24 protein-coding genes are annotated in these 21,185 nt (G+C 46.4%); 22 read left to right on the forward strand and 2 right to left on the reverse strand.

The window, feature by feature from the left end; all coding sequences use genetic code 11:
* The first annotated feature begins 53 nt into the window (after positions 1–53).
* The 22 genes from ACX4JR_RS07610 to ACX4JR_RS07715 all read left to right on the forward strand — a co-directional run bounded on the left by ACX4JR_RS07610 (position 54) and on the right by ACX4JR_RS07715 (position 19,488).
* On the forward strand, positions 54–227 hold the full coding sequence (locus ACX4JR_RS07610) for a hypothetical protein (RefSeq protein WP_476057841.1): 174 nt from the start codon (positions 54–56) through the stop codon (positions 225–227).
* A 172-nt stretch (positions 228–399) separates the two neighbouring features.
* Entirely contained in the window at positions 400–729 is a 330-nt protein-coding gene (gene trxA, locus ACX4JR_RS07615; protein ID WP_476060404.1) for a thioredoxin, read from the forward strand.
* Between the two features lie 97 nt (positions 730–826).
* On the forward strand, positions 827–2,098 hold the full coding sequence (locus ACX4JR_RS07620; protein WP_476060405.1) for a replication-associated recombination protein A: 1,272 nt from the start codon (positions 827–829) through the stop codon (positions 2,096–2,098).
* 109 nt (positions 2,099–2,207) lie between these two features.
* On the forward strand, positions 2,208–2,660 hold the full coding sequence (locus ACX4JR_RS07625) for an RrF2 family transcriptional regulator (protein WP_476060406.1): 453 nt from the start codon (positions 2,208–2,210) through the stop codon (positions 2,658–2,660).
* An 18-nt stretch (positions 2,661–2,678) separates the two neighbouring features.
* The gene (nifS, locus tag ACX4JR_RS07630; protein WP_476060407.1) at positions 2,679–3,902 is read left to right on the forward strand and encodes a cysteine desulfurase NifS; all 1,224 of its coding nucleotides are present in this window, start codon (positions 2,679–2,681) and stop codon (positions 3,900–3,902) included.
* A 55-nt stretch (positions 3,903–3,957) separates the two neighbouring features.
* Positions 3,958–4,335 (forward strand): Fe-S cluster assembly scaffold protein NifU, encoded by a 378-nt coding sequence (gene nifU / locus ACX4JR_RS07635; protein WP_476060408.1) that lies wholly within the window; start codon positions 3,958–3,960, stop codon positions 4,333–4,335.
* Between the two features lie 31 nt (positions 4,336–4,366).
* A complete protein-coding gene (mnmA, locus tag ACX4JR_RS07640; protein ID WP_476060409.1) occupies positions 4,367–5,458 on the forward strand; it encodes a tRNA 2-thiouridine(34) synthase MnmA in 1,092 nt (363 codons plus the stop codon).
* Positions 5,459–5,651: 193 nt separating this feature from the next.
* Positions 5,652–5,825: a hypothetical protein gene (locus ACX4JR_RS07645; RefSeq protein WP_476060410.1), complete on the forward strand. Its 174-nt coding sequence runs from the start codon at positions 5,652–5,654 to the stop codon at positions 5,823–5,825.
* A 23-nt stretch (positions 5,826–5,848) separates the two neighbouring features.
* Positions 5,849–6,046 carry a YtxH domain-containing protein gene (locus ACX4JR_RS07650; RefSeq protein WP_476060411.1) on the forward strand — a complete coding sequence of 66 codons (198 nt, stop codon included), beginning with the start codon at positions 5,849–5,851 and terminating at the stop codon, positions 6,044–6,046.
* Between the two features lie 72 nt (positions 6,047–6,118).
* Entirely contained in the window at positions 6,119–7,159 is a 1,041-nt protein-coding gene (locus ACX4JR_RS07655) for an AI-2E family transporter (RefSeq protein WP_476060412.1), read from the forward strand.
* Between the two features lie 152 nt (positions 7,160–7,311).
* Entirely contained in the window at positions 7,312–9,951 is a 2,640-nt protein-coding gene (gene alaS / locus ACX4JR_RS07660) for an alanine--tRNA ligase (protein WP_476060413.1), read from the forward strand.
* Positions 9,952–10,060: 109 nt separating this feature from the next.
* Positions 10,061–10,324: an IreB family regulatory phosphoprotein gene (locus ACX4JR_RS07665; protein ID WP_476060414.1), complete on the forward strand. Its 264-nt coding sequence runs from the start codon at positions 10,061–10,063 to the stop codon at positions 10,322–10,324.
* Positions 10,325–10,373: 49 nt separating this feature from the next.
* On the forward strand, positions 10,374–11,321 hold the full coding sequence (locus ACX4JR_RS07670; protein WP_476060415.1) for an aldo/keto reductase: 948 nt from the start codon (positions 10,374–10,376) through the stop codon (positions 11,319–11,321).
* Positions 11,322–11,336: 15 nt separating this feature from the next.
* Complete coding sequence (gene ruvX / locus ACX4JR_RS07675; protein WP_476060416.1) at positions 11,337–11,780, forward strand: Holliday junction resolvase RuvX; 444 nt, start codon at positions 11,337–11,339, stop codon at positions 11,778–11,780.
* Between the two features lie 62 nt (positions 11,781–11,842).
* Complete coding sequence (locus ACX4JR_RS07680; RefSeq protein WP_476060417.1) at positions 11,843–12,136, forward strand: DUF1292 domain-containing protein; 294 nt, start codon at positions 11,843–11,845, stop codon at positions 12,134–12,136.
* Positions 12,137–12,287: 151 nt separating this feature from the next.
* Positions 12,288–13,907 carry a VanW family protein gene (locus tag ACX4JR_RS07685; RefSeq protein ID WP_476060418.1) on the forward strand — a complete coding sequence of 540 codons (1,620 nt, stop codon included), beginning with the start codon at positions 12,288–12,290 and terminating at the stop codon, positions 13,905–13,907.
* Between the two features lie 109 nt (positions 13,908–14,016).
* Positions 14,017–15,090, forward strand: coding sequence for an endolytic transglycosylase MltG (gene mltG / locus ACX4JR_RS07690; protein WP_476060419.1), 1,074 nt, complete (start codon positions 14,017–14,019; stop codon positions 15,088–15,090).
* A gap of 8 nt (positions 15,091–15,098) precedes the next feature.
* On the forward strand, positions 15,099–16,331 hold the full coding sequence (locus tag ACX4JR_RS07695; protein WP_476060420.1) for a peptidase U32 family protein: 1,233 nt from the start codon (positions 15,099–15,101) through the stop codon (positions 16,329–16,331).
* 55 nt (positions 16,332–16,386) lie between these two features.
* Positions 16,387–18,084, forward strand: coding sequence for a peptidoglycan D,D-transpeptidase FtsI family protein (locus ACX4JR_RS07700; protein ID WP_476060421.1), 1,698 nt, complete (start codon positions 16,387–16,389; stop codon positions 18,082–18,084).
* A 138-nt stretch (positions 18,085–18,222) separates the two neighbouring features.
* Complete coding sequence (locus tag ACX4JR_RS07705; protein ID WP_476060503.1) at positions 18,223–18,990, forward strand: helix-turn-helix domain-containing protein; 768 nt, start codon at positions 18,223–18,225, stop codon at positions 18,988–18,990.
* 102 nt (positions 18,991–19,092) lie between these two features.
* A complete protein-coding gene (locus ACX4JR_RS07710; protein ID WP_476060422.1) occupies positions 19,093–19,269 on the forward strand; it encodes a DUF362 domain-containing protein in 177 nt (58 codons plus the stop codon).
* 30 nt (positions 19,270–19,299) lie between these two features.
* Positions 19,300–19,488 (forward strand): FmdB family zinc ribbon protein, encoded by a 189-nt coding sequence (locus tag ACX4JR_RS07715; protein WP_476060423.1) that lies wholly within the window; start codon positions 19,300–19,302, stop codon positions 19,486–19,488.
* Between the two features lie 198 nt (positions 19,489–19,686).
* Here ACX4JR_RS07715 and ACX4JR_RS07720 read toward each other — a convergent pair whose 3' ends face one another.
* Together ACX4JR_RS07720 and ACX4JR_RS07725 are read right to left on the reverse strand one after the other, a co-directional pair.
* Positions 19,687–19,920 (reverse strand): glutaredoxin family protein, encoded by a 234-nt coding sequence (locus ACX4JR_RS07720; protein WP_476060424.1) that lies wholly within the window; start codon positions 19,918–19,920, stop codon positions 19,687–19,689.
* Between the two features lie 89 nt (positions 19,921–20,009).
* Complete coding sequence (locus tag ACX4JR_RS07725) at positions 20,010–20,981, reverse strand: DMT family transporter (RefSeq protein WP_476060425.1); 972 nt, start codon at positions 20,979–20,981, stop codon at positions 20,010–20,012.
* Positions 20,982–21,185: the final 204 nt, after the last annotated feature.

The raw sequence follows: 21,185 nt of genomic DNA on the forward strand, positions 1-21,185 counted from the left end.
AGCATGTTCCTTGGAGAGCCTTTGAGGTTTTCAGGCGGCGCCGGAGGGTAGCCTTGACAGCCGGGGTCCCCGCATGTGATAAAATGTACAAGCCGGCGGGGTATGCTAAAGTATGCAGCATGTTCCCCGGAGCCGCCCCGTCGGTACTGAAACTATATCACATGCGGGGTGGCTGTCAAGGCCGCCGCCGTAAAACTAATGTTTTAAGCGGTGAGGTCTCATGTTAAAAGATACCTACTGAATCTTGACACGGACAAATTGGTATCTTACGTTGACAAGGTCTTAAACACGGTATTATAATTGGTAGTAAAATTGTACAAAAAGGCTCATGTACATATGTCAGATAATAAGTGATACAGTAAAAAATATAAAAGTTTTTCAGGAAAGGGGAGAAACTCTTTGGGCGATGAAAGAATTCAACAGTTGCGGGACGATAACTTTAAGAGCTTTGTAGAGAATTCTACCAAACCCGTGCTTGTAGACTTTTGGGCCGAGTGGTGCGGGCCTTGTAAGATGATTGCCCCGGTGTTAGAAGATATTGCAGCTGAATACGGAGATAAAGTTACAATTGGTAAGTTAAATGTAGATCAAAATAAAAATATCCCGGGAAAATATAAAGTTATCAGCATCCCTACCCTGATTTTGTTTAAAAACGGTGAAGAAGTTGAGCGGTCCATTGGTTTTAAAACCAAGAAGGAGCTGCAGGCCCTTTTGGATAAGCACATATAATGGAAAAGCAATCATTTTTAACTTCATAAATTAATATTTATCTTTAAAAATAGGCACGCTAAGGCGTGCTTATTCTTATCTTAAGAGGAGTGTTACAATGGGAAACCTCTTCGAGACGAAGGAAGCCATTTACCGGTTCAGCCCCCTGGCACTGCGCATGAGACCTGCTTCGCTGGAAGAATTTGAAGAACAGGAAAATGTTGTTGGCCGTGGCACTCCTTTGAGGAGGGCTATTGAGGCCGACCAGCTCCAGTCCCTAATTTTTTACGGACCTCCGGGAACAGGTAAAACAACTTTGGCCCGTATAATTGCAAACAGGACCAATTCCCACTTTGAAAGCATAAACGCGGTAATGGCCGGAGTATCCGACATCAGGCGTATCGTTAATGAAGCCCGGGAAAGGCGAGCCTATCATAACCGCAAAACAATATTATTTATAGATGAAATTCACAGGTTCAACAAATCCCAGCAGGATGCCTTGCTGCCCTTTGTGGAAGAAGGCCTAATCACTTTGATAGGTGCAACAACTGAAAACCCAATGTTTTCCATTAGCAGGCCACTATTATCCCGGTCCCGCCTGTACAAGTTCTCTCCTCTTTCTAAGAAAGCGCTGCTTAAGATTATGGAACGGGCCCTGCATAATCGGGATCGGGGATTGGGAAATTATAATGTGTCCATTCGGCCCGAAGCCATGGAGTTCCTGGCGGATATGGCCAACGGGGATGCCCGAATAGCTTTAAATTACCTGGAGATGGCCGTTTTAACTACCCCGCCCGATGATTCGGGAGTACGCAATATTACGCTGGATACGGCAGAGGAAGTTGCCCAGAAAAGAGTCCTGAATTATAACCGCCGCGACGAGCATTATGATGTATTGTCAGCCTGGATAAAAAGCATGCGCGGTTCCGATCCCCAGGCCACGGTCTACTGGCTTGCCCGTTTGCTGTATGCCGGCGAGGACCCTGTTTTTTTGGCCCGCAGGCTTATGATTCATGCTGCGGAAGACGTGGGCCTGGCCGACCCGCAGGCCTTAATACTGGCTACTTCGGCAGCCCTGGCCGTAGAAAGGGTAGGAATGCCGGAGGCCAGAATAATATTAGCTGAGGCCTCCCTTTACATAGCAAAGGCACCCAAGAGCAATTCATCCTACGTAGCCATTGAAAAGGCCATGCGGGCCGTAGAAAAGGAAAATACAGCTCCAGTGCCCTTACATTTGCGGGATAGCAGTTATAAGGGAGCCAAAGCCATGGGGCACGGGGTGGGATATAAATATCCCCATAATTACCCGGGAAATTGGGTCAAGCAACAATACCTGCCGGACCAGTTGAAAGAAAGGATTTTTTATACTCCGGGGAGCAATGATAAATGAATTCTGACTAAAATAGTAGGTTTTTAATTGACAAAAATCCTACTACTATGCTAATATATTCCCAGCTGAAACCCGAGTGTTTTAGTATGAATTAAAAGGGGGTGGGATATTGCGGCTTTCAACCCGGGGGCACTACGGACTGAAAGCCATGTTCGATTTAGCTTTAAATTATGGGACAAATCCCATACCCCTCAAAAGCGTGGCGGAGCGCCAAAATATTTCAGATAATTACCTGGAACAACTTATCTCGGTTTTACGCAAAGCAGGCCTGGTAAAAAGTGTCCGCGGGGCACAGGGCGGGTATATGCTGGCCCGGGATCCCAAAGACATTACTGTTGGAGAAATCATAAGGGTGCTGGAAGGTCCCATTGCCCCGGTAGAATGTGTTAGTGAAGTGGATCCTGCTGAATGCGATCAGTCCGATATTTGCATTACCCGAACGGTTTGGGCCCGGGTTCGCGACAGCATAGCGCAAGTATTGGACTCTATTAGCCTGGCAGACATGTGCCGGGATGCTGAAAGAATTAAAAAATCGAAGAACTATTATATGTACTACATTTAAAAAAAGGAGGAATCACAGTTGCGCAGAGTATATATGGACTACAGCGCGACTACCCCAGTACGTCCAGAGGTCGCAGAAGAAATGTACAAGTATATTACGGACAATTTTGGCAATCCCACCAGCCTGCATTACTTTGGCCGCCAGGTGAGAAATGCTGTAGAAGAAGCCAGGGAAAAGGTAGCAGCTGCCATTGGGGCCAATGCCGGTGAAATAGTATTCACCAGTGGGGGAACGGAATCCGATAATATGGCCATTCACGGAACTGCCCATGCGAATAAAAACAGGGGTAACCACATTATAACTTCTGCCGTGGAACATCACGCCGTTTTAAATACGGTAAAGGCCTTGGGCAAAGAAGGATTTACAATAACTATTCTACCGGTGGACCAGTACGGCATGGTTAACCCGGATGATGTTGCCAATGCTATTACCGACAAGACCATATTGGTATCCATAATGCACGCCAATAATGAAGTGGGGACCATTCAGCCCATTGAAGAAATAGGGAAAATAACCCGGGAGCGTGGGGTTATATTCCATACCGATGCTGTACAAAGTTTCGGTAAGATTCCGGTAAATGTTGACGATTTGGGAGTTGATTTACTTACCATTAGCGGGCATAAGATATACGGCCCGAAAGGCATTGGAGCGCTTTACATACGAAAGGGAACCCGCTGGAGACAATCCCTTTTCCACGGCGGGGCCCAAGAAAGGCTCCGCCGCGCCGGTACCGAAAATGTACCGGGCATTATCGGCCTTGGTAAGGCCTGCGAATTGGCGGTGAGAGATCTTGAAAAAGACACGGCTCACCTGAACAGGCTGAGGGACAGGCTTATTAAAGAAGTGACAAGCAAAATAAGCAACGTTAAGCTAACAGGTCATCCCACCGAGCGGATTCCCGGCCATGCAAGCTTCTGCTTCCAATTCATCGAGGGTGAATCGATGCTGTTGAGCCTCGATATGAAAGGTATTGCCGCTTCCAGCGGATCTGCCTGTACTTCCGGTTCCCTGGAACCGTCACATGTTTTACTTGCTATGGGTATTCCCCATGAAGTGGCGCACGGCTCAATAAGGCTGACCCTGGGAAGGGATAATACCGACGAAGATATTGATTACTTTATGGAAGTTATGCCTCCCATAGTGGAAAGGCTGCGTTCCATGTCACCCCTGGATCAGGAAACTGAATTCCAGATGACAAGCGAGTGTGAGGCTTGTAAAGTTAGCCGTTCCTGCCGGGCATAAAAACGTATAAATAGAACTGGGAATTCAAAATATATTGGTTGCGGGGAGGGTTCTAATGTATTCCCAAAAGGTAATGGATCATTTTGAAAATCCGAGAAACGTGGGTGAAATACCCGATGCCGACGGAATTGGCCAGGTAGGCAATCCCACCTGTGGAGACATTATGAAAATATACATTAAAGTTGAGAATGACCGTATTATTGATATTAAGTTCAAGACTTTCGGGTGCGGTGCGGCCATCGCCACCAGTAGCATGGTTACCGAATTGGTAAAGGGTAAAACCATTGAAGAGGCTATGAATATCAGTAACAAGACCGTTGCCGAGGCCCTGGACGGCCTCCCGCCCAAAAAAATGCACTGCTCCAACCTGGCGGCCGACGCACTACATGCCGCCATTAAGGATTACCAGGAAAAGAAAAACAATAAGAAATGAGCTTATCACAACCGTACTGTAGGTGAATGTCGTGGAAAAGAAAAGGGTTTTAGTTGCCATGAGCGGCGGAGTTGATAGTTCGGTTACCGCCGCCCTTTTATTAGAACAAGGGTACGAAGTAATCGGCATTACCATGCAAATTTGGGATCCCGGTCAGACCGAGGTTGACGGGGAATTCGTGGGGTGCTGTTCCCTATCTGCAGTAGATGATGCCCGTGCGGTGGCCAACAAGCTGGGCATACCGTATTATGTTCTTAACTTCCGCTCCCTTTTTGAAAATACAGTAATCGAAAATTTTGTTGAAGAATATTTGAGCGGGCGTACACCAAATCCTTGCGTGGTGTGTAACCGGCGGATAAAATTTGAAGCCCTGCTGGGTAAAGCGCTGCGTTTAGATGTTCACTACGTGGCGACGGGGCACTATGCCCGCCTGTCTTATGATGAAGAATTGGGCCGGTATGTTATAAAAAAGGCCCGGGACTCCAAAAAAGACCAGACCTATTTTCTCTATACCATGACCCAGCATCAGATTGCCCATACCCTTATGCCCCTGGGTGAATATACCAAAGACGAGGTTCGGGCAATGGCGGCTGAGCGGGGGCTGAAAGTGGCGGAAAAACCTGAAAGCCAGGAAATATGTTTTGTTACCAACAACGACTATCATAGCTTTATTAGAAAATATGCGGGCGACGAAATTAAGCCCGGCCCTTTCCTCGACCTGGATGGCAATGTACTGGGACGCCATAAAGGCATCCCTTTTTACACAATAGGTCAAAGAAGGGGATTGGGCCTGGCCACCGGTAAAAGAATATACGTTGTGGATATCGATCCCCAAAGGAATGCCGTAATAGTGGGACCGGAAGAGGCCCTGTATTGTTCTGAACTGGTGGCCGGGGATAATAATCTGATTCTTTTTGATAAGTTGGAAGGAGAAGTGGAGGCGGAAGCACAGATCCGCTATAACGCCAAACCTGCACCTGCAACTCTTTTTCCCCAAGATGACGGAACCATAAGAGTGCGGTTCAAAAAGCCCCAGCGGGCCATAACTCCCGGACAGGCGGTTGTTTACTACCGGGGGGATTACCTTTTAGGTGGAGGTACAATTTTAAAACGTATTGGATAGATAATGCACGACCTTTCGTGCATTTTTTATTTTTATAACGGTAATACTCATAACATATCGAATTGTCTCAGGGCAGGCGCTCATACCGTTTTACGGCACCGGCAGGTATTTAAGGAACAGGTAACTCGCTATAATAATTCGAAAGCCACAGCCGCGGTGTCAACCACCAACCACTACACAGGGAGGCGATACGGTGAACTGCCCGGTATGCGGCGGTAAAGCCACCGGCAAAGTGGGAGTTGACCAGTATTACTGTTGGGATTGCTGCAAAGAGTACAGGGTAACCAAGGAAGGTGTACAAATTTATGATGTTGCCGAAGACGGGAGCTTAGTTGCTTTTGACCCTGATAATCGTTACCTTCTTTAATCACAGCAGGGGGTGAAAATTAAGTGCGCATGGATTTCCTGAGAGGTGTTATTACAGGCGGCATACTGGGAGCCGTGCTGGGGTTGCTCCTGGCCCCGCAGAAACAACCGGAGAGAAAAGGATTTATAAGGATTGTAAGGCCGCGGCGCAGCCGGCTTCAGGTCATTGGCAGGACCGTTAATGAAGTTGGTAAAACCGTAAATGAATTTATTAAAAAATAAAATCAAAGGTATATAAATGCAGAACAGTGTGGGGAATAGGTATTCCTCACTATTTTTTTGGTGGTGGGTAAATTGACCTGGTGGCAAAAGAAAAAGTATTATCGCCTTGCATTATTGGTGCTGCTTACAGCTGCGGGTATCTATTTTTTGTACCTTGTACGGGGAATTTTCCTCTCTTTTTTACTGGCCGTTACACTGGCCTATCTTTTGAATCCGGTTGTGTCGCTAATGGAGCAAAGAGGTTGCCCCAGGGTTGCAGCCATACTGGTTGTGTATGCAGTGCTAATCATTATTTTAATAAGTTTGATTCTTTACGGTATGCCCCATATCAATAAACAATTAAATCGTATGGTTGATGTGATCCCCGGGTATACGGCTCAGATTACCGAGTTCGTCCAATCTATTCAAAAACATTATGCCCGGGCCGGAATTCCCGAGGCGCTTCGCGGCGTTATCGAAGAACGGGTACGCTGGATTGAAAATTATTTGATACAAATGGCCCGGCGGGTTACAGAAGCATTCATGGGACTTGCCGGCTACCTCTTTAACGTAATATTAGCTCCCATTTTGGCCTTTTACCTTTTAAAAGACGCGGAACTTTTTAAAGAAAAAGCAATAAACGTTATTCCTGTCCGGTGGCGGGAAGATATTTTAGCTTTGGGTTCTGAAATCCACCAGGTTTTGTATAATTTTATCCGCGGCTATGTGACCGTAAGTCTCATTGTAGGGGTACTTACCTGGCTGGCCATGATCATTCTGGGAGTAGAATTTCCCTTCATCCTGGGGGTTTTTGCTGGTATATCCCAAATTATTCCTTATTTCGGGCCTGTCATAGGTGCCCTTCCTGCCATAGCCCTGGCCCTTTTAACTTCCAAATGGCTTGCTTTAAAGGTTATAATAGCCTTTCTTATCATTCAACAGCTGGATGCAAGTTTCATATCACCCAAAATTCTGGGCGACCAAGTGGGTTTGCATCCCCTATTCGTTATTCTTGTCCTGCTGGCAGGGGGACATCTATTCGGACTCCTGGGAATGATTCTGGCAGTGCCGGTGGCAGCCATTTTGAGAGTTGTTTTAAGATTTACCATGAAAAAACTTTTAACTGGCGAGTAAAAGGTGTAATTTCTTGACATTTGAAAGGTGTATTTATATAATTATGGTGCAAATTTGTCCAGCACTGTCGGTGATACCAGGGATTCCTCGGAGCCTTTCCGCCCCCGACCGGGGAGAAAGGCTTTTTCATTATTATTATGGGGGGATTAATTATGACTGGCAATGAAATACGGGAAAAATTTTTACAATTTTTTGAGCAAAAAAACCATAAAAGACTTCCCAGTGCCTCTTTAATTCCGGAAAATGACCCTAGTATACTGTGGACGGCAGCGGGTATGGTACCTTTCAAGCCTTATTTCACCGGGACAGCAAAACCGAAATATAAAAGGATTACCACCTGTCAGAAATGTTTGCGCACACCGGATATTGAGGAAGTGGGCAAAACAGCCAGACACCATACCTTTTTTGAAATGTTGGGCAACTTTTCCTTTGGTGATTATTTTAAGGATGAAGCCATTACCTGGGCCTGGGAATTTGTAACCGAACATTTGGGCTTACCCAAAGAGAAACTATGGATAAGCATTTATTTAGACGATGAGGAAGCCTTTGAAATTTGGAACAAAAAAATCGGTGTTCCCGCTGAGCGTATTGTTCGCCTGGGTAAAGAAGATAATTTTTGGGAAATTGGTGTAGGGCCATGCGGGCCATGTTCCGAAATACATATTGACTTGGGAGAAAACCGGGGATGCGGGTCCCCCGATTGTTCTCCGGCATGTGACTGTGACCGCTTCCTGGAAATATGGAATCTTGTTTTTATTCAATTTTTTAAGGATGAAAACGGTGAATACAGTCCTTTAACCAACAAGGGCATCGATACCGGAATGGGTTTGGAAAGGGTAGCCTCGGTGCTTCAAGGTGTGCCCACAAACTTTGATACCGACCTTTTACGGGAAATAATAGATCATTCCGCCCACCTTTTAGGGGTTAAGTATGGAAACGATTCTGAAGTTGACAGGGCCTTAAAAGTTATCGCCGATCATACCAGGGCAATTACTTTTGCCATTTCCGACGGGGCCTTTCCCTCCAACGAAGGGCGGGGTTACGTGGTGCGCCGCCTTTTACGAAGGGCTGTCCGGTTTGGCCGGCTGCTGGGCAAAGAAGAGCCTTTCCTGTTTGATGTAGCAAAGGCGGTAATAAGGCAAATGCAAGATACCTATCCTGAACTTCTCAAAACCCGGGATCATGTAACTAAGATTATAAAAAATGAGGAAGAGAAATTCAGCGAAACTCTGACTCAAGGTTCGGAAATTTTAAATAAGCTTATCGACGAGGCCAGGAAGACAGGTAAAAATACCATTGAGGGTAAGGATGTTTTCCGCCTGTACGACACTTACGGATTCCCCCTGGAGCTGACCAGAGAAATTGCTGCCGAACGAGGCATAGCGGTGGATGAAGAAGGATTCAAAAAAGCCCTGGAGGAACAAAGGCAGATGGCCCGGAGTGCCCGGCAGGAAACCGATTACCTGTCCGAAAGGGATGCCTTATTCAGCGCTATAAGAGACGAAATAGGACAAACTAACTTTGTAGGATACCGGACCCTTTCGGCCCAGGCCAAAGTATTAAGCTTGGTTGTGGGAGATAAGCGTGTAGATAGTGTTGGCGCCGGCCAAGAAGCTTACGTGATTTTGGACACCACTCCCTGTTATGCCGAAGCCGGAGGTCAGGTGGCGGACCGGGCCAAAATTACGGCTCCCGGGCTGGAAGTGGAGGTTAAGGATGTTTTCAGGCCGGTGGAGGGCCTGCACGTACACTGCTGTAAAATACAGACCGGCACTTTGAAGATAAAGGATACTGTACAGGTAGAGGTAGAAGCCGGCCGGCGGAAAAATATTGCCCGCAATCACTCCGCCACCCATTTGCTGCACAGGGCTTTAAAAGAAGTTCTGGGCGAGCACGTCAACCAGGCCGGCTCACTGGTGGAGCCGGAAAGGTTACGCTTTGATTTTACCCATTATGCCGCGCTGACCCGGGATGAGCTCCGTAAAATTGAACGCCTTGTTAACGAGGCCGTGATGGCCGACTTGCCCATCGAGACCTTTGAAACTTCCCTTGAAGAAGCCAAGGCAATGGGGGCCATTGCCCTCTTTGGAGAAAAATATGGCGAGCTGGTGCGCGTTGTCAAGATGGGTGACTTCAGCATCGAACTTTGCGGAGGTACACACCTGAACTCCACGGCCCAAGTGGGCATCTTTAAACTTTTAAATGAAGGAAGTGTAGGTTCAGGTATTCGCCGGGTAGAAGCAGTTACGGGTGAAAAGGCACTCCGCCATATAGAATCCCAGGAAGAGCAATTAGCCAGTATTGCCGGATTGGTTAAGACTTCTCCCACAGAGGCAGCATCACGAGTGAAGACACTTGTCAAAGAACATAAGGACTTGGAGCGGGAAATTGAAACCCTGCGGGCCAAACTGGCAAGGTACGAAGTTGAAAGTCTTTTGAATAAGACAATCGAAGTTGGAAATATAAAAGTGCTGGCAGCGCAAGCCGAGGCACGGGACATGGATAGTCTGCGGGCTATGGTTGACCTCTTACGAGATAAGATGGGTTCCGGAATAATTGTTCTCGGCAACCGGTCCGGTGATAAGAAGGTAAACTTGGTGGCCGGTGTAAGTAAGGACCTCACTTCGCGTGGCTTGCATGCCGGAAAAATAATCAAGGAAGTGGCCTCCGTAGTAGGTGGCGGGGGAGGCGGGCGCCCTGAAATGGCCCAGGCCGGCGGAAAAGACCCGTCTCGCTTACAAGAAGCCCTGGATAAAGTTATTTCCATTGTAAAACAACATAAAGTTAAGTAATTTTCTCCTGTCCCTCTGGCATTTCATGGTATTTTAAGTTATACTAAAACGTAAGGGTGGTATGCCGGACAGTGTTACCTGAGGTTAATACCTGTGGGAGGTCGATACAATGGCCGCGGATTTTTCCGAAAAAACTGTAATGTTTAAGGTTCAGGCCGAAGAAGTAAACCAGGCCCGCGATATATTACTTGCCGTGTATAAGGCACTTAAGGAAAAGGGCTATAATCCTATCAACCAATTGGTGGGATATTTCATATCCGGTGATCCTGCTTACATAACCGGCCATAATAATGCCAGGAGCCTTATCCGCCAGCTGGAACGGGATGAACTGCTGGAAGAGCTTGTAAAATTTTATCTTAAACATCACGCCTGATAACCCGCCCTTGGGGCGGGATTTTTTCACCAGTAAAGGAGCCATCCGTGTGGAATACAGGAAAATGGGCAATACCGGAATTAGAGTTTCCCGGCTTTGTTTCGGCAGTCTCACCATCGGTCCCCTGCAGGCCAACCTGCCCGTCCGGGAGGGCAGTACCGTAATTAGAAAAGCGCTGGAACAGGGTGTAAATTTTATTGATACGGCACATACTTACCAAACATACCCGTACATAAAAGAAGCAATAAAGGGGGACTTTCGAAATACGGTTATTGCTTCCAAGTCATATGATTATACATACGAGGGTATGCGGAAAACCCTGTACGAGGCCCTTCGCTCCATTAACCGGGATTATATTGACATTTTCCTTCTTCACGAACAGGAATCGGCCCTTACCATTAGGGGACACTGGCAAGCGGTGGAATTCCTGGTAAAAGCCCGGAAAAAGGGCCTGGTAAGGGCCATAGGAATTTCCACCCATAATGTGGATGCTGTCCGGGCGGCTGCCGTGATACCGGAGTTCGATATCATTCACCCTATTGTTAATAAGGCCGGAATAGGGATCCGGGACGGCTCCATTAAAGATATGTTAGATGCCATATCCTTTGCCCGTGCTGCAGGAAAGGGACTTTACGGCATGAAAGCCCTCGGGGGTGGCCACCTGATTTCTGAAAATACCGAAGCCCTCAAGTTTGTCATGGATATAAAGGAATTATCGTCTATAGCAATAGGTATGCAAAGTATTGATGAAGTAAACTTTAATATAAACTTTTTTTCCGGTAAACCGGTTCCGCTGGAATTAAAAAAGAACCTTACAAAGCGCAGTCGGCGTCTACACATAGAAAAATGGTGCGTGGCTTGCGGCAGCTGTGTGGAAATGTGTTCCGCAGGGGCATTATCCATAGTTTCGGGCCGGGCACAGGTTAACATGAATCTCTGCCGGCTGTGCGGGTATTGTGGTGCCGCCTGCCCGGAGTTTTGTATAAAAATCATATGAAGAGAGGTAATTTAATTGCGAATAATGGGCCTTGACGTGGGTGATAAGACCATAGGAGTGGCTATTAGTGACGCTCTCGGGCTTACCGCCCAAGGGCTGGAGGTTATTCGTCGTGCTGAAAATTCTGAACAGGACTTTAAACGTTTAAAGCAATTGGTAAAAGCCCACGGGATAGCAAAAATTGTGGTGGGGCTCCCCCGAAATATGAACGGTACCTTGGGCCCGCAGGGTGAAAAAGTGCTGGCCTTTACCCGGGAACTACGGCAATTTTTACAATTACCGGTGGAAACCTGGGACGAGAGGTTAAGTACCGCTGAAGCGGAGAGGCTTCTAATCAGCGCTGACATAAGCCGGAGAAAGCGTCGCAAAATTATAGATAAAATGGCGGCATCCATTATCTTACAAGGGTATCTTGATGTCAATAAAACAGCTGGAAAAGATATTGATGATCTTCCTTGACAGCAAGCAGCTGTATCATATAGAATAGGCCTAACTTTTTAAAATGAAAGAGGTGACCGGTATTGCCCGATAACGGCCATAATCACGAATATGAAGCAGGAATTATTACCCTGTTGGATGAGGAAGGCCAAGAGCACAATTTCGAACTCATAGATATCATTGAAGTGGAAGAAAATGAATATGCGATACTTCTACCACCGGAAGAAGATGCCGAAGAGGCCATTGTGTTGAAAAGGACTCAAGATGAAGAAGGTAATGAAATTCTGATGGACATTGAAGATGAAGAAGAATGGCAAAAGGTTGCCGCCGCATGGGAGGAACTTATGGAAAAGGCGGAATTTCACGAGGAAAATTAAAGTACCGGCTTATGACTTTTTGTCATAAGCCGGTACTTTTTTGCCTATCCTTTTGTCCATATAATAAGAAGTAATTACAATAATCATTTTTAAAGTCCGGAGCAAATACTATTAATGATTAATACTTTAGGATATTTAAGGGGGAGGGCGCATGTCCCGCCGAACGGGAATGCTTACATTGATTTTTATACTGGGCATTGTATTTACGGCGGCTGCGTCGGGAGGTGCCACTTTTGTGTTTCTTTCTTCCCACCGGGTTATCCCAAATGTTTATGCCGGTGAAGTAAACCTTGGAGGAATGACCCGGGAGGAGGGGATTTTAAAACTCAAGCAATTCTTCCAGCAGCTGGAAAAAGAAACATTAACCCTAAAATACGGTAACCAAAGCTGGACCTTACCCCTTAAGGCAATAGGAGTAACAATAGATGAAGATACCGTGATGGACCGGGCCTTACGGGTTGGACACAGTGGTCCTCTTTGGAAGCGCTGGAATGAAAGCCTGCACGCTCGCAAAGAGGGAATGCATATTCCGCTGGCAATAAGGGTAAACCGGGATAAACTTCAAAAGGAAGTAAATAATCTCCTTGCCGATATTACTCGTCCCCCTGTGGATGCCGCTTTTTACATAACCTCCCAAGATGAAATTAAGATAATACCCGGCCGTAAGGGAGTAAAAGTAGACCATGCTTCCCTTCATAAAAATTTACTGCATCTTCTCGCCAGCGGCACTAAGCCCCTTCAGTTAGAGGTTTCATTGCTCAATGTACCACCTTCCCGAACGGTAGAGGATATAAGGGCAATGGGTATAAATGGCCTCCTTTCATCTTATTCCACCCGGTTCGATCCCAATCAGGCGGGGCGTACTTATAATATTCGGGTGGCTGCGGCTGCCTTGGACGGCCTGCTGGTACCTCCGGGAAAAGAAGTTTCCTTTAATAAGATAGTTGGGCCGCGAAGTTCAGAGGCCGGATATAAAAATGCAAAGGTTATTTTGAATAATGAATTGGTGGACGGCTTGGGCGGAGGTGTTTGCCAGGTCTCTACAACCCTATATAATGCCGTTCTTTTAGCCGACCTTACAGTAACCGAGCGGAGTAATCACTCTCTCCCGGTAAACTACGTTCCCATAGGCAGGGATGCAACGGTGGCATATAATTACCTGGACTTCCGTTTTCGCAACAGCACCGACAGCTACATACTGGTCAAGTCTACGGTAGGATATAATACTATCACTATTAAAATATACGGCAACACCGAAAATAAAAAAGATGTTTCCATTAAATCGTGGGTAACCCGTATTCTTGAGCCCGGTGTGGCTTATGAGGAAGATCCTAATCTGGCCAAGGGTGAGAAAGTAATAAAGCAAAAAGGCGTAAAGGGATATAAAACCTCCGGTATAATAAAAATTACTAAAAACGGAAAAACCATTACCCGGCCCCTGCCCAAAAGCCTTTATCCCCCAAGGGATGAAATTATTGCCATAGGCACCAAAGAAACTAATATTACCATCGATATTCAGCCTGATATCCCTGCTAAAGAAGGTGAAACCCAAGTAACGCTGCCGGTGGAAAATCCGCATGAAGAAGATTCCGGGGAAGAAAATCCCTGCGAAAATGTACCCGAAGAAAATAATATTAAGAAGGACCCCATTGGAAAAGGAAAAGAACCTTCTGAAAACGGTACGGAGAGCGCAAAAGTTCAAGAAGCCGCCCGGGGCCAGGGACAGGAGGCGGAAGAAGTTGAATTTGAACATACCAGCTCCCGGCAATAAGATGATATTTCCCGGTATTCTTACCTTAAAACAGCCCGTCCAGCGGGCCGTTTACCTTTTTTGTACAATCCCTGTTCAATATGAGTATAAAAATGTATAATTAAGGTATATGGAATTAGATGGTGACATAATGGACCTGAACAATACTTTCGGGGAAAAAACTAAATTCCGAAACATACGGGCCGGGAAAACGGCCCTATGTTTGGCTCTCGGACTGATTTTTGCGGTAAGCGCAGGGTTGATGTATATGTACGGCGCCCTTTCGGCAGTGTCCCCCGGCAGTAAAGAAAAAGTGGCGGTAACTATTCCCAGAGGGGCCAATACTTGCCAAATATCATATCTTTTAGAGGAAAAGGGATTAATTAAAAACAGACGGGCATTTGTTTGTTATACCCGGCTGACCGGACTGGACGGCAAGCTAAAATCAGGAAAATATTCCTTAAGTTCCGGCTATACCGTTCCGGAACTTGTTAATTTACTTGTGGCCGGTACCCAAGATACCGTGGTTTTTACCGTGCCGGAAGGTTATACTATTGAGCAAATTTGCAAGCTATTAGAGGAAAAGGAACTTGTAAAAAGGGAGCTCTTTTATTACCTGGTATCCAAGGGTGATTTCTCCTTCCCCTTTGTTGAAAATTTACCGGAAGGGCCCGCAAGACTGGAAGGCTATTTATTTCCTGACACTTACCACGTAGGGAGTAACAGCTCTGAAAGGGAAATAATCCGCTTGATGCTGCAACGCTTCTGGCGGGAAATGCAGGAACTGGACTTTCCCCGTAAAGCGGCAGAAAAAGGCTTAACCTTACATGAAGCAGTAACCATCGCCTCCATGGTGGAACGGGAGGCAAAGGTGGACAGGGAGCGCCCCATTATCGCCGGGGTTATTTTCAACCGCTTAAAATTAGGAATGCCATTGCAAATTGATGCCACGGTGCAGTATGCTTTGAAAGGACACCGTTCAAAATTATATTATAAAGACCTGAAGGTTGACTCCCCGTACAACACTTACCGGATTACCGGTCTCCCGCCGGGCCCCATCGGGGCGCCGGGCCGAAAATCATTGCTGGCCGTTTTGGAACCGGAGAAAACTGATTACCTGTATTACGTGGCCAAGCCTGACGGCACCCATGCTTTTGCCAAGACGCTGCGGGAACATAATGCAAATATTAGAAAGTACCAGTAGGTGATAAATTGAAGCCACCGGAACTCCTGGCCCCCGCCGGAAACATGGAAAAATTAGAAGTTGCCGTAGCTTACGGCGCCGATGCCGTCTACCTGGGAGGTACGCGTTTCGGCCTGCGGGCGGCAGCGGCCAATTTCGATGAAGAAAAATTGCAGAAGGCCGTTGTATTCGCCCACCGGCACGGGGTAAAGGTTTACGTAACGGTAAACATTTTTGCTCACAATTACGATCTTCCCGATCTGCCCCGTTATTTAAAATATCTGGAACAAATAGAAGTCGACGGAGTTATAGTTTCCGACCCCGGAATAATAGAGATGGTTAAAGAAATAACCCCGGGCCTTTCTATACACTTAAGCACTCAAGCCAATACCACCAATTGGATGAGCGCCCGTTTTTGGGAAAAACAAGGGGTTAAACGCATAGTACTGGCCAGGGAATTATCTTTAGAGGAAATAAAACAAATAAGAAATAAAGTTAACCTGGAATTGGAAGTTTTTGTGCACGGTGCCATGTGTATATCTTATTCCGGGCGCTGCCTGCTAAGCAACTATATGACCGGCAGGGATGCCAACCGCGGGGACTGTGCCCAGGCCTGCCGCTGGAAATATGCCCTGGTGGAAGAAAAACGCCCGGGTGAATATTTCCCCTTTGAGGAAGATCACCGCGGTACCTATATTTTGAGCTCCCGGGACCTGTGTCTGCTGCACCACCTTCCCCGGTTAATGGCTGCCGGGGTGAATAGTTTTAAAATAGAAGGCAGGGTTAAAAGCATTCATTATGTTGCCACCATTACCAGGGTTTACCGCAAAGCCATTGATGCCTACCTGTTGGACCCGGAAAATTTTTGCCTGCGTCAAGAATGGATTAATGAAATAGGAAAGGTAAGCAACAGGGATTACATAGCCGGTTTTATTGACGGCCCTCCGGATAAAAGTGGATTTACCCCCATAAAGGATATTTACAGGAGGTCATATACCTTCGTTGGGGTGGTAAGGGGATATAATAAAACCAAAGGTGCCGTGGAAATTGAACAGCGTAATCATTTTTCCCGGGGAGAGCTGTTAGAAGTAATGCCGCCTGAAGGCGAGGTATTTGAGTATCGGGTGGATGAAATGTATGATGAAGAGGGCAAACCAATTGAAAGGGCGCCCCATCCCCGGCAGACCGTTTACTTGCCGTCCATGCCCAAGGTGCCGCCATACAGTATGCTACGCCGCGCGGAACCACCGCAAGGGGTATAAAACCACCTTCTGGGGGTTAACCTTCTTGTAGGGAAATCCTGGAAGGTGGTTTTTTATGCAAATGCAAAGGCAGCGGCGTATGATAATAACATTCCTGGGCATTTCTATTTGTTTGCTGGCACTGCTGGGCCGCCTGGATTATATTCAGCTATGCCAGGGAGAGGAGTTATCGCGAATGGCACTGGCCCGGGATGCAAAAATAGTGTCTTTAGAAGATATTCCCAGGGGCGATATACTGGATCGTAACGGTAAGCCGTTAACAGGAGCATATATGGCAAATCGGATTGTTATTTTTCCTTCAGCCGTGGAAGACGTGCATAAAGCGGCAGTTGAGCTGGCACGGGTTCTTAACGTAAACCCCTCAAATTTAATCCCTTACTTTGGAGGGCCGCCCTGCTGCCTCCCATACGACTTGACAGCTGAACAGGTACAAAGGATAAGGCAAAATTCAAAACCGGGAATTACCGTTTTACCTGTAAAATTCCGCTACGGTTCCGACCCTTTGGCCCCTCACATAACAGGACACCTGGGGAAAATTTCCTCACTGGAAACCTATAAATTTCTTAACAATATGGGGAAAAAGTATTATAACTACGGTGACTGGATAGGGGTCATGGGGCTGGAAAAATATTATGAATATCAGCTCAAGGGTAATTACCCAACCCGCCAGGCTTACATGTTGATGGATGCCCGGGGAAGGCCAATATCCAAAAACCGCGTGCGTGTCGACAGGAACCCCATCGACCCGGGCAGGTATAATATAGTTACTACCATAGACCTGCGAGTACAGCAAGTGGTAGAGGGGATTCTCGACCGGCGGGTGGAAAAGGGGGCCGTAGTAGTGATGAAGCCCCATTCGGGGGACATCCTTGCCTGTGCCAGCCGGCCCGATTTTAACCCCGAACCCTCCAAGATATCCCTGGCCGACAATGAAAAAGGTATGTTTGTTAACCGGGCGGTGGCACTCTTTCAACCCGGCTCCCTATTTAAAGTTGTTCTGGCCTGCGCCGCCCTGGAAGAGGGGCTGGTGGAACCGGAAACTAACTTTTACTGCAAGGGTGCCGAAGATAAACCGGTCCGCTGCTGGTACTCCCCCGGACACGGTAAGCTGACTTTGTATGAAGCCATGGTGAATTCATGTAATCCTGCCTTTGTGCAGCTGGGCCAGCAATTAGGGGCAAAAAAAATAATAGAATACGCAAGGAAATTGGGCCTGGAAAATAACCGGATAATTGGCTTCCCCGAAGCGGCCAGTAACCGCCAAAATTTCCAAGCAATAGCCGAGCCTTACAACCTGGCCAACAGCTCCATAGGACAGGGACCTGTATTGGCAACTCCTGTACAGCTTACGGCCATGATGAATATAATTGCCTCGGAGGGGTTTTATTACCAGCCAAGAATAGCGAAGGAATTTCTAGCCGCGGATGGAAAGAAAATTGAATTTCCAAATCCGCCCGGCAAGAGAGTTGTCTCCGTTCAGACCGTTAATATTCTGAGGCGTATGTTGAAAGGAGTTACCAGGGAAGGTGTGGGACAAAAAGCCTTTGTTCAGTCTTACGGAAGTTCGGGTAAAACCGGCTCGGCACAGGTACGAGAATCATCCGGCGAATCTATTAATGCCTGGTTTTCGGGATATGTGCCTTCAAATAATCCCCGCTATGTTATTACAGTACTGGTACAAGGTGGGAAAAGCGGGGGAGAAACCGCTGCTCCCATATTTCAGGAAATTGCCGGGGAATTAATGAAGCTGTAAACGTAACCCCGGCCATTTTTACGATAAATTTTTTTGTATCCCAGCATTAGATTGACTGCCTAGTAAAAGTATAGTAGGATAATAGTGTCACTTTAGTTTAAATTAAAAAATTGTTCTTAAATATTGGGAGTGTTAATGATGAATGTTAGGGGAGATCAAATCCGCGCGTTGCGTGAAGAAAGAGGATATACGCTCCAGGAGATGGCCAAGCGGGCAAATCTATCCCTTTCCTATCTTAGCGAGATCGAGCGTGGTTCCAAAAGACCTTCCCTAAAAACTATTGAAAAATTAGCAGCAGCTCTTAACGTATCAAAAACCCAGCTCATTGAAGGAGACGTTACCGACATTGGGCTTTCCCTGGGCGATAAAATAAGAATGATGAGGACGGAAAAAAACCTTTCTCTTCAAGAACTGGGACAAAAAGCGGGGGTATCTCCTTCCTACCTGAGCGAGATTGAAAGGGGTACGGTATATCCCGCCATTAATACCTTAAAGCGTATCGCCAAGGGCTTGGGGGTATCTCCTTCGACACTCATAGGACGAGAAGGCACCCTGGGACAAAAGCTTAAGGCGCTCCGGGAAGAATACGGTTTAACCCAAGCCCAACTGGCAAATTTAGCCAATGTTACGGCAGGTTTAATTGGCCAAATTGAGCAGGGGAAAGTCCAACCTTCTTTAAAGACATTGGAGAAATTAGCTGAAGTTATGGGAGTATCACCTTGTTATTTCATTATGGAACCCTGCTCGGTGGACCAGATGCTTAGTTTAATGAATCCGGAATTGAGGGAACTTCTGATGCATCCCAATGTTCAGGCGGTTCTAGGGCTGATTTGCAATTTAAATGAAAAGGAGTTACAATTTGTGCTTAATTTTATTCGGTTATTTAAGCAATCTGATTTATCTTAAAAAAATAAATATATTGACGGGCCCCAAAAGCTATTGCTTCCGGGGCTTGTTTTTTGTATACTTTAATCGTAATATTAAAATATATATAAGAAAGGGCTTAATATGCCGGCTGTAGTCATTGAAAAACTTTGTGTGGGCTGCGGGCAATGTGCCAGTGTCTGCCCTAACGGAGCAATTACAGTTACGGTAAAGAAAGCGGTAGTGGACCCTAAAAAATGTGATAACTGTGAAGAATGTGTTTTTATTTGTATAAACGGGGCCATTACCACGGGAGATTGATTATTTTGTTAAAGTAGGAGGTGTACGATTTTGCCCATCTACGATTACAAGTGTGCTGAATGTGGTCACAGGTTTTCGCAAATGGCCAGTATTGACGAAAGAAAGAATGTATCCTGTCCCCAGTGCCAATCCAGGAAAGTGGTACAGTTAATTACCGGCTGCTCCATAAACACCGGTGGATGCGGAAGTGGTACATCAGCACCGGCCGGCGGCGGGTGAAGAATTTAATAATCTAACAGAAGCCGGGTGCTTCATTCAATTTTTTGTCCCGCTCTTATTTTTTAAAAGGGCCAGGCGTAGGCCTTAAAGAGTTTACTGGCCAAGAAGTTAAAACATTGTAAAAGCCCGCGATATCGCGGGCTTTTGATGTATATAGGCATGCAAACAGCGGATATCTGCCGAAATTGAGAACAAGTGCTAGTGTATTAGCTTCTCCAACTTATCTTTGTCAAAGCCGACGACCACTTCATCACCTATCACAATGGTAGGTACAGCCAATCTCCCGGTTTTCCTCAGCATTTCATTTCTGGCCTGCTCATCCTTTGCCACATCGTGTTCCTCAAAATCTACACCCTTTTGTGAAAGAAACTCTTTCACATTGCGGCAGTGGGGTCATGCGGGTGTGGTATAAACGGTAACTTCCTGATTCATCTTTTACATTCACTCCTTTTGCATATTTTTCCACATCGTGTTAATTATTTTTTGTTGAATAAATAAATTTTATACACCATAAGAAGCATTTATGGGTGCTTGAATTTTTCAGGGATACTTGCGAGGGATTTTTGCCTGCCGGCAACCTCCTTCGGTTTGCAGGCAAAATGATTTGTTCCCCATACTCCCAGCAAAATCAGCACCCCGCCCACAATTTGCCATACTGCCAGGCGTTCACCCAAAAATATAATGCCCGCCAGTACCGAAATCACCGGTGTCAAGTTCATAAATACCGAAGTGCGGGAGGCCGGTAAATGAGACAAGGTGTAATTAAGGAGAAAAAAAGCCACTACGGAGGACAAAATCCCCAGGTATAAAAGACCTGTAACCACCGGTGGGTGTAGCCAGGCATCAATATAATTATTTAACTGTCCAATCAAATAGCTTTGCACAAGGCCGGCAGCATTAAAAACCAAGGCTCCCAGCCACATCATTACAAAAGTGATGTCCAGGGGGAAATGTCCGGCGGAAGCGCGGCGGGAAAGCACGTTATAAAAACCGGCGGCCAACACGGCGCCGAACAGCAAAAAAACACCCAGCAGGTGACCGGGCTGCCCGGTAAAGCCACCGGCAGGCTTGCCTAAAGCCATAAATATAACACCCAGTACCGCCGCATTGATAAATATACCCTGCCAAAGTGTAATCTTTTCTTTTAGCATAAATATGGAGAGTACCGTTGTGGCCACGGGCACAAGGGCGATTATAACACCCGACTCAGAGGCGGAGGTAAATTTTATGCCGTAAGTCTCACAAATAAAGTATAACACCGGCTGCCAGATCGCTATCTTGAGTAAATCCGGCAGGTGGGCCGGGCGAATGTGCAGTCTAACCAGTCTGCACGCCGCCAGTATCGTCAGGCACAGCGCGGCCAGGGCAAAGCGCAGGCCAATCAACTGAAACGGGCTTAAATAATATAAAGCGCCTTTGGTAAAAAGAAAGGAAAAACCAAAAATAACGGCCACCGCTACGGCAGCCAAAGTAGGATAAAAATCTTTCAACATGGGGCCCTGCATCCTTTGCAAAATTAATAAAGTCTTACGTATATTGAACTTATTCTTGCATTTTATTCTTTATCCAAAAGTTTTTTCCTGCTGAACGTAATGGAATTCCCGGCCCGGCCGGTGAACCCGGCCGGGCATCTTTTACCTAGCCACTCAATATTGAGCACCCCGATATCGTTAATTTTCAAACTATATTTATATGCC

The organism is Desulfofundulus sp. JL263-se, from assembly GCF_056316025.1.

Bases quoted from the DNA above. Each gene is read 5' to 3' on its own strand.
- ACX4JR_RS07620 (WP_476060405.1), top strand. From the start codon at position 827: ATGGGAAACCTCTTCGAGACGAAGGAAGCCATTTACCGGTTCAGCCCC.
- nifU (WP_476060408.1), top strand. From the start codon at position 3,958: ATGTATTCCCAAAAGGTAATGGATCATTTTGAAAATCCGAGAAACGTG.
- alaS (WP_476060413.1), top strand. From the start codon at position 7,312: ATGACTGGCAATGAAATACGGGAAAAATTTTTACAATTTTTTGAGCAA.
- ACX4JR_RS07665 (WP_476060414.1), top strand. From the start codon at position 10,061: ATGGCCGCGGATTTTTCCGAAAAAACTGTAATGTTTAAGGTTCAGGCC.
- ACX4JR_RS07685 (WP_476060418.1), top strand. From the start codon at position 12,288: ATGTCCCGCCGAACGGGAATGCTTACATTGATTTTTATACTGGGCATT.
- mltG (WP_476060419.1), top strand. From the start codon at position 14,017: ATGGAATTAGATGGTGACATAATGGACCTGAACAATACTTTCGGGGAA.
- ACX4JR_RS07700 (WP_476060421.1), top strand. From the start codon at position 16,387: ATGCAAATGCAAAGGCAGCGGCGTATGATAATAACATTCCTGGGCATT.
- ACX4JR_RS07705 (WP_476060503.1), top strand. From the start codon at position 18,223: ATGAATGTTAGGGGAGATCAAATCCGCGCGTTGCGTGAAGAAAGAGGA.
- ACX4JR_RS07710 (WP_476060422.1), top strand. From the start codon at position 19,093: ATGCCGGCTGTAGTCATTGAAAAACTTTGTGTGGGCTGCGGGCAATGT.
- ACX4JR_RS07725 (WP_476060425.1), bottom strand. From the start codon at position 20,981: ATGTTGAAAGATTTTTATCCTACTTTGGCTGCCGTAGCGGTGGCCGTT.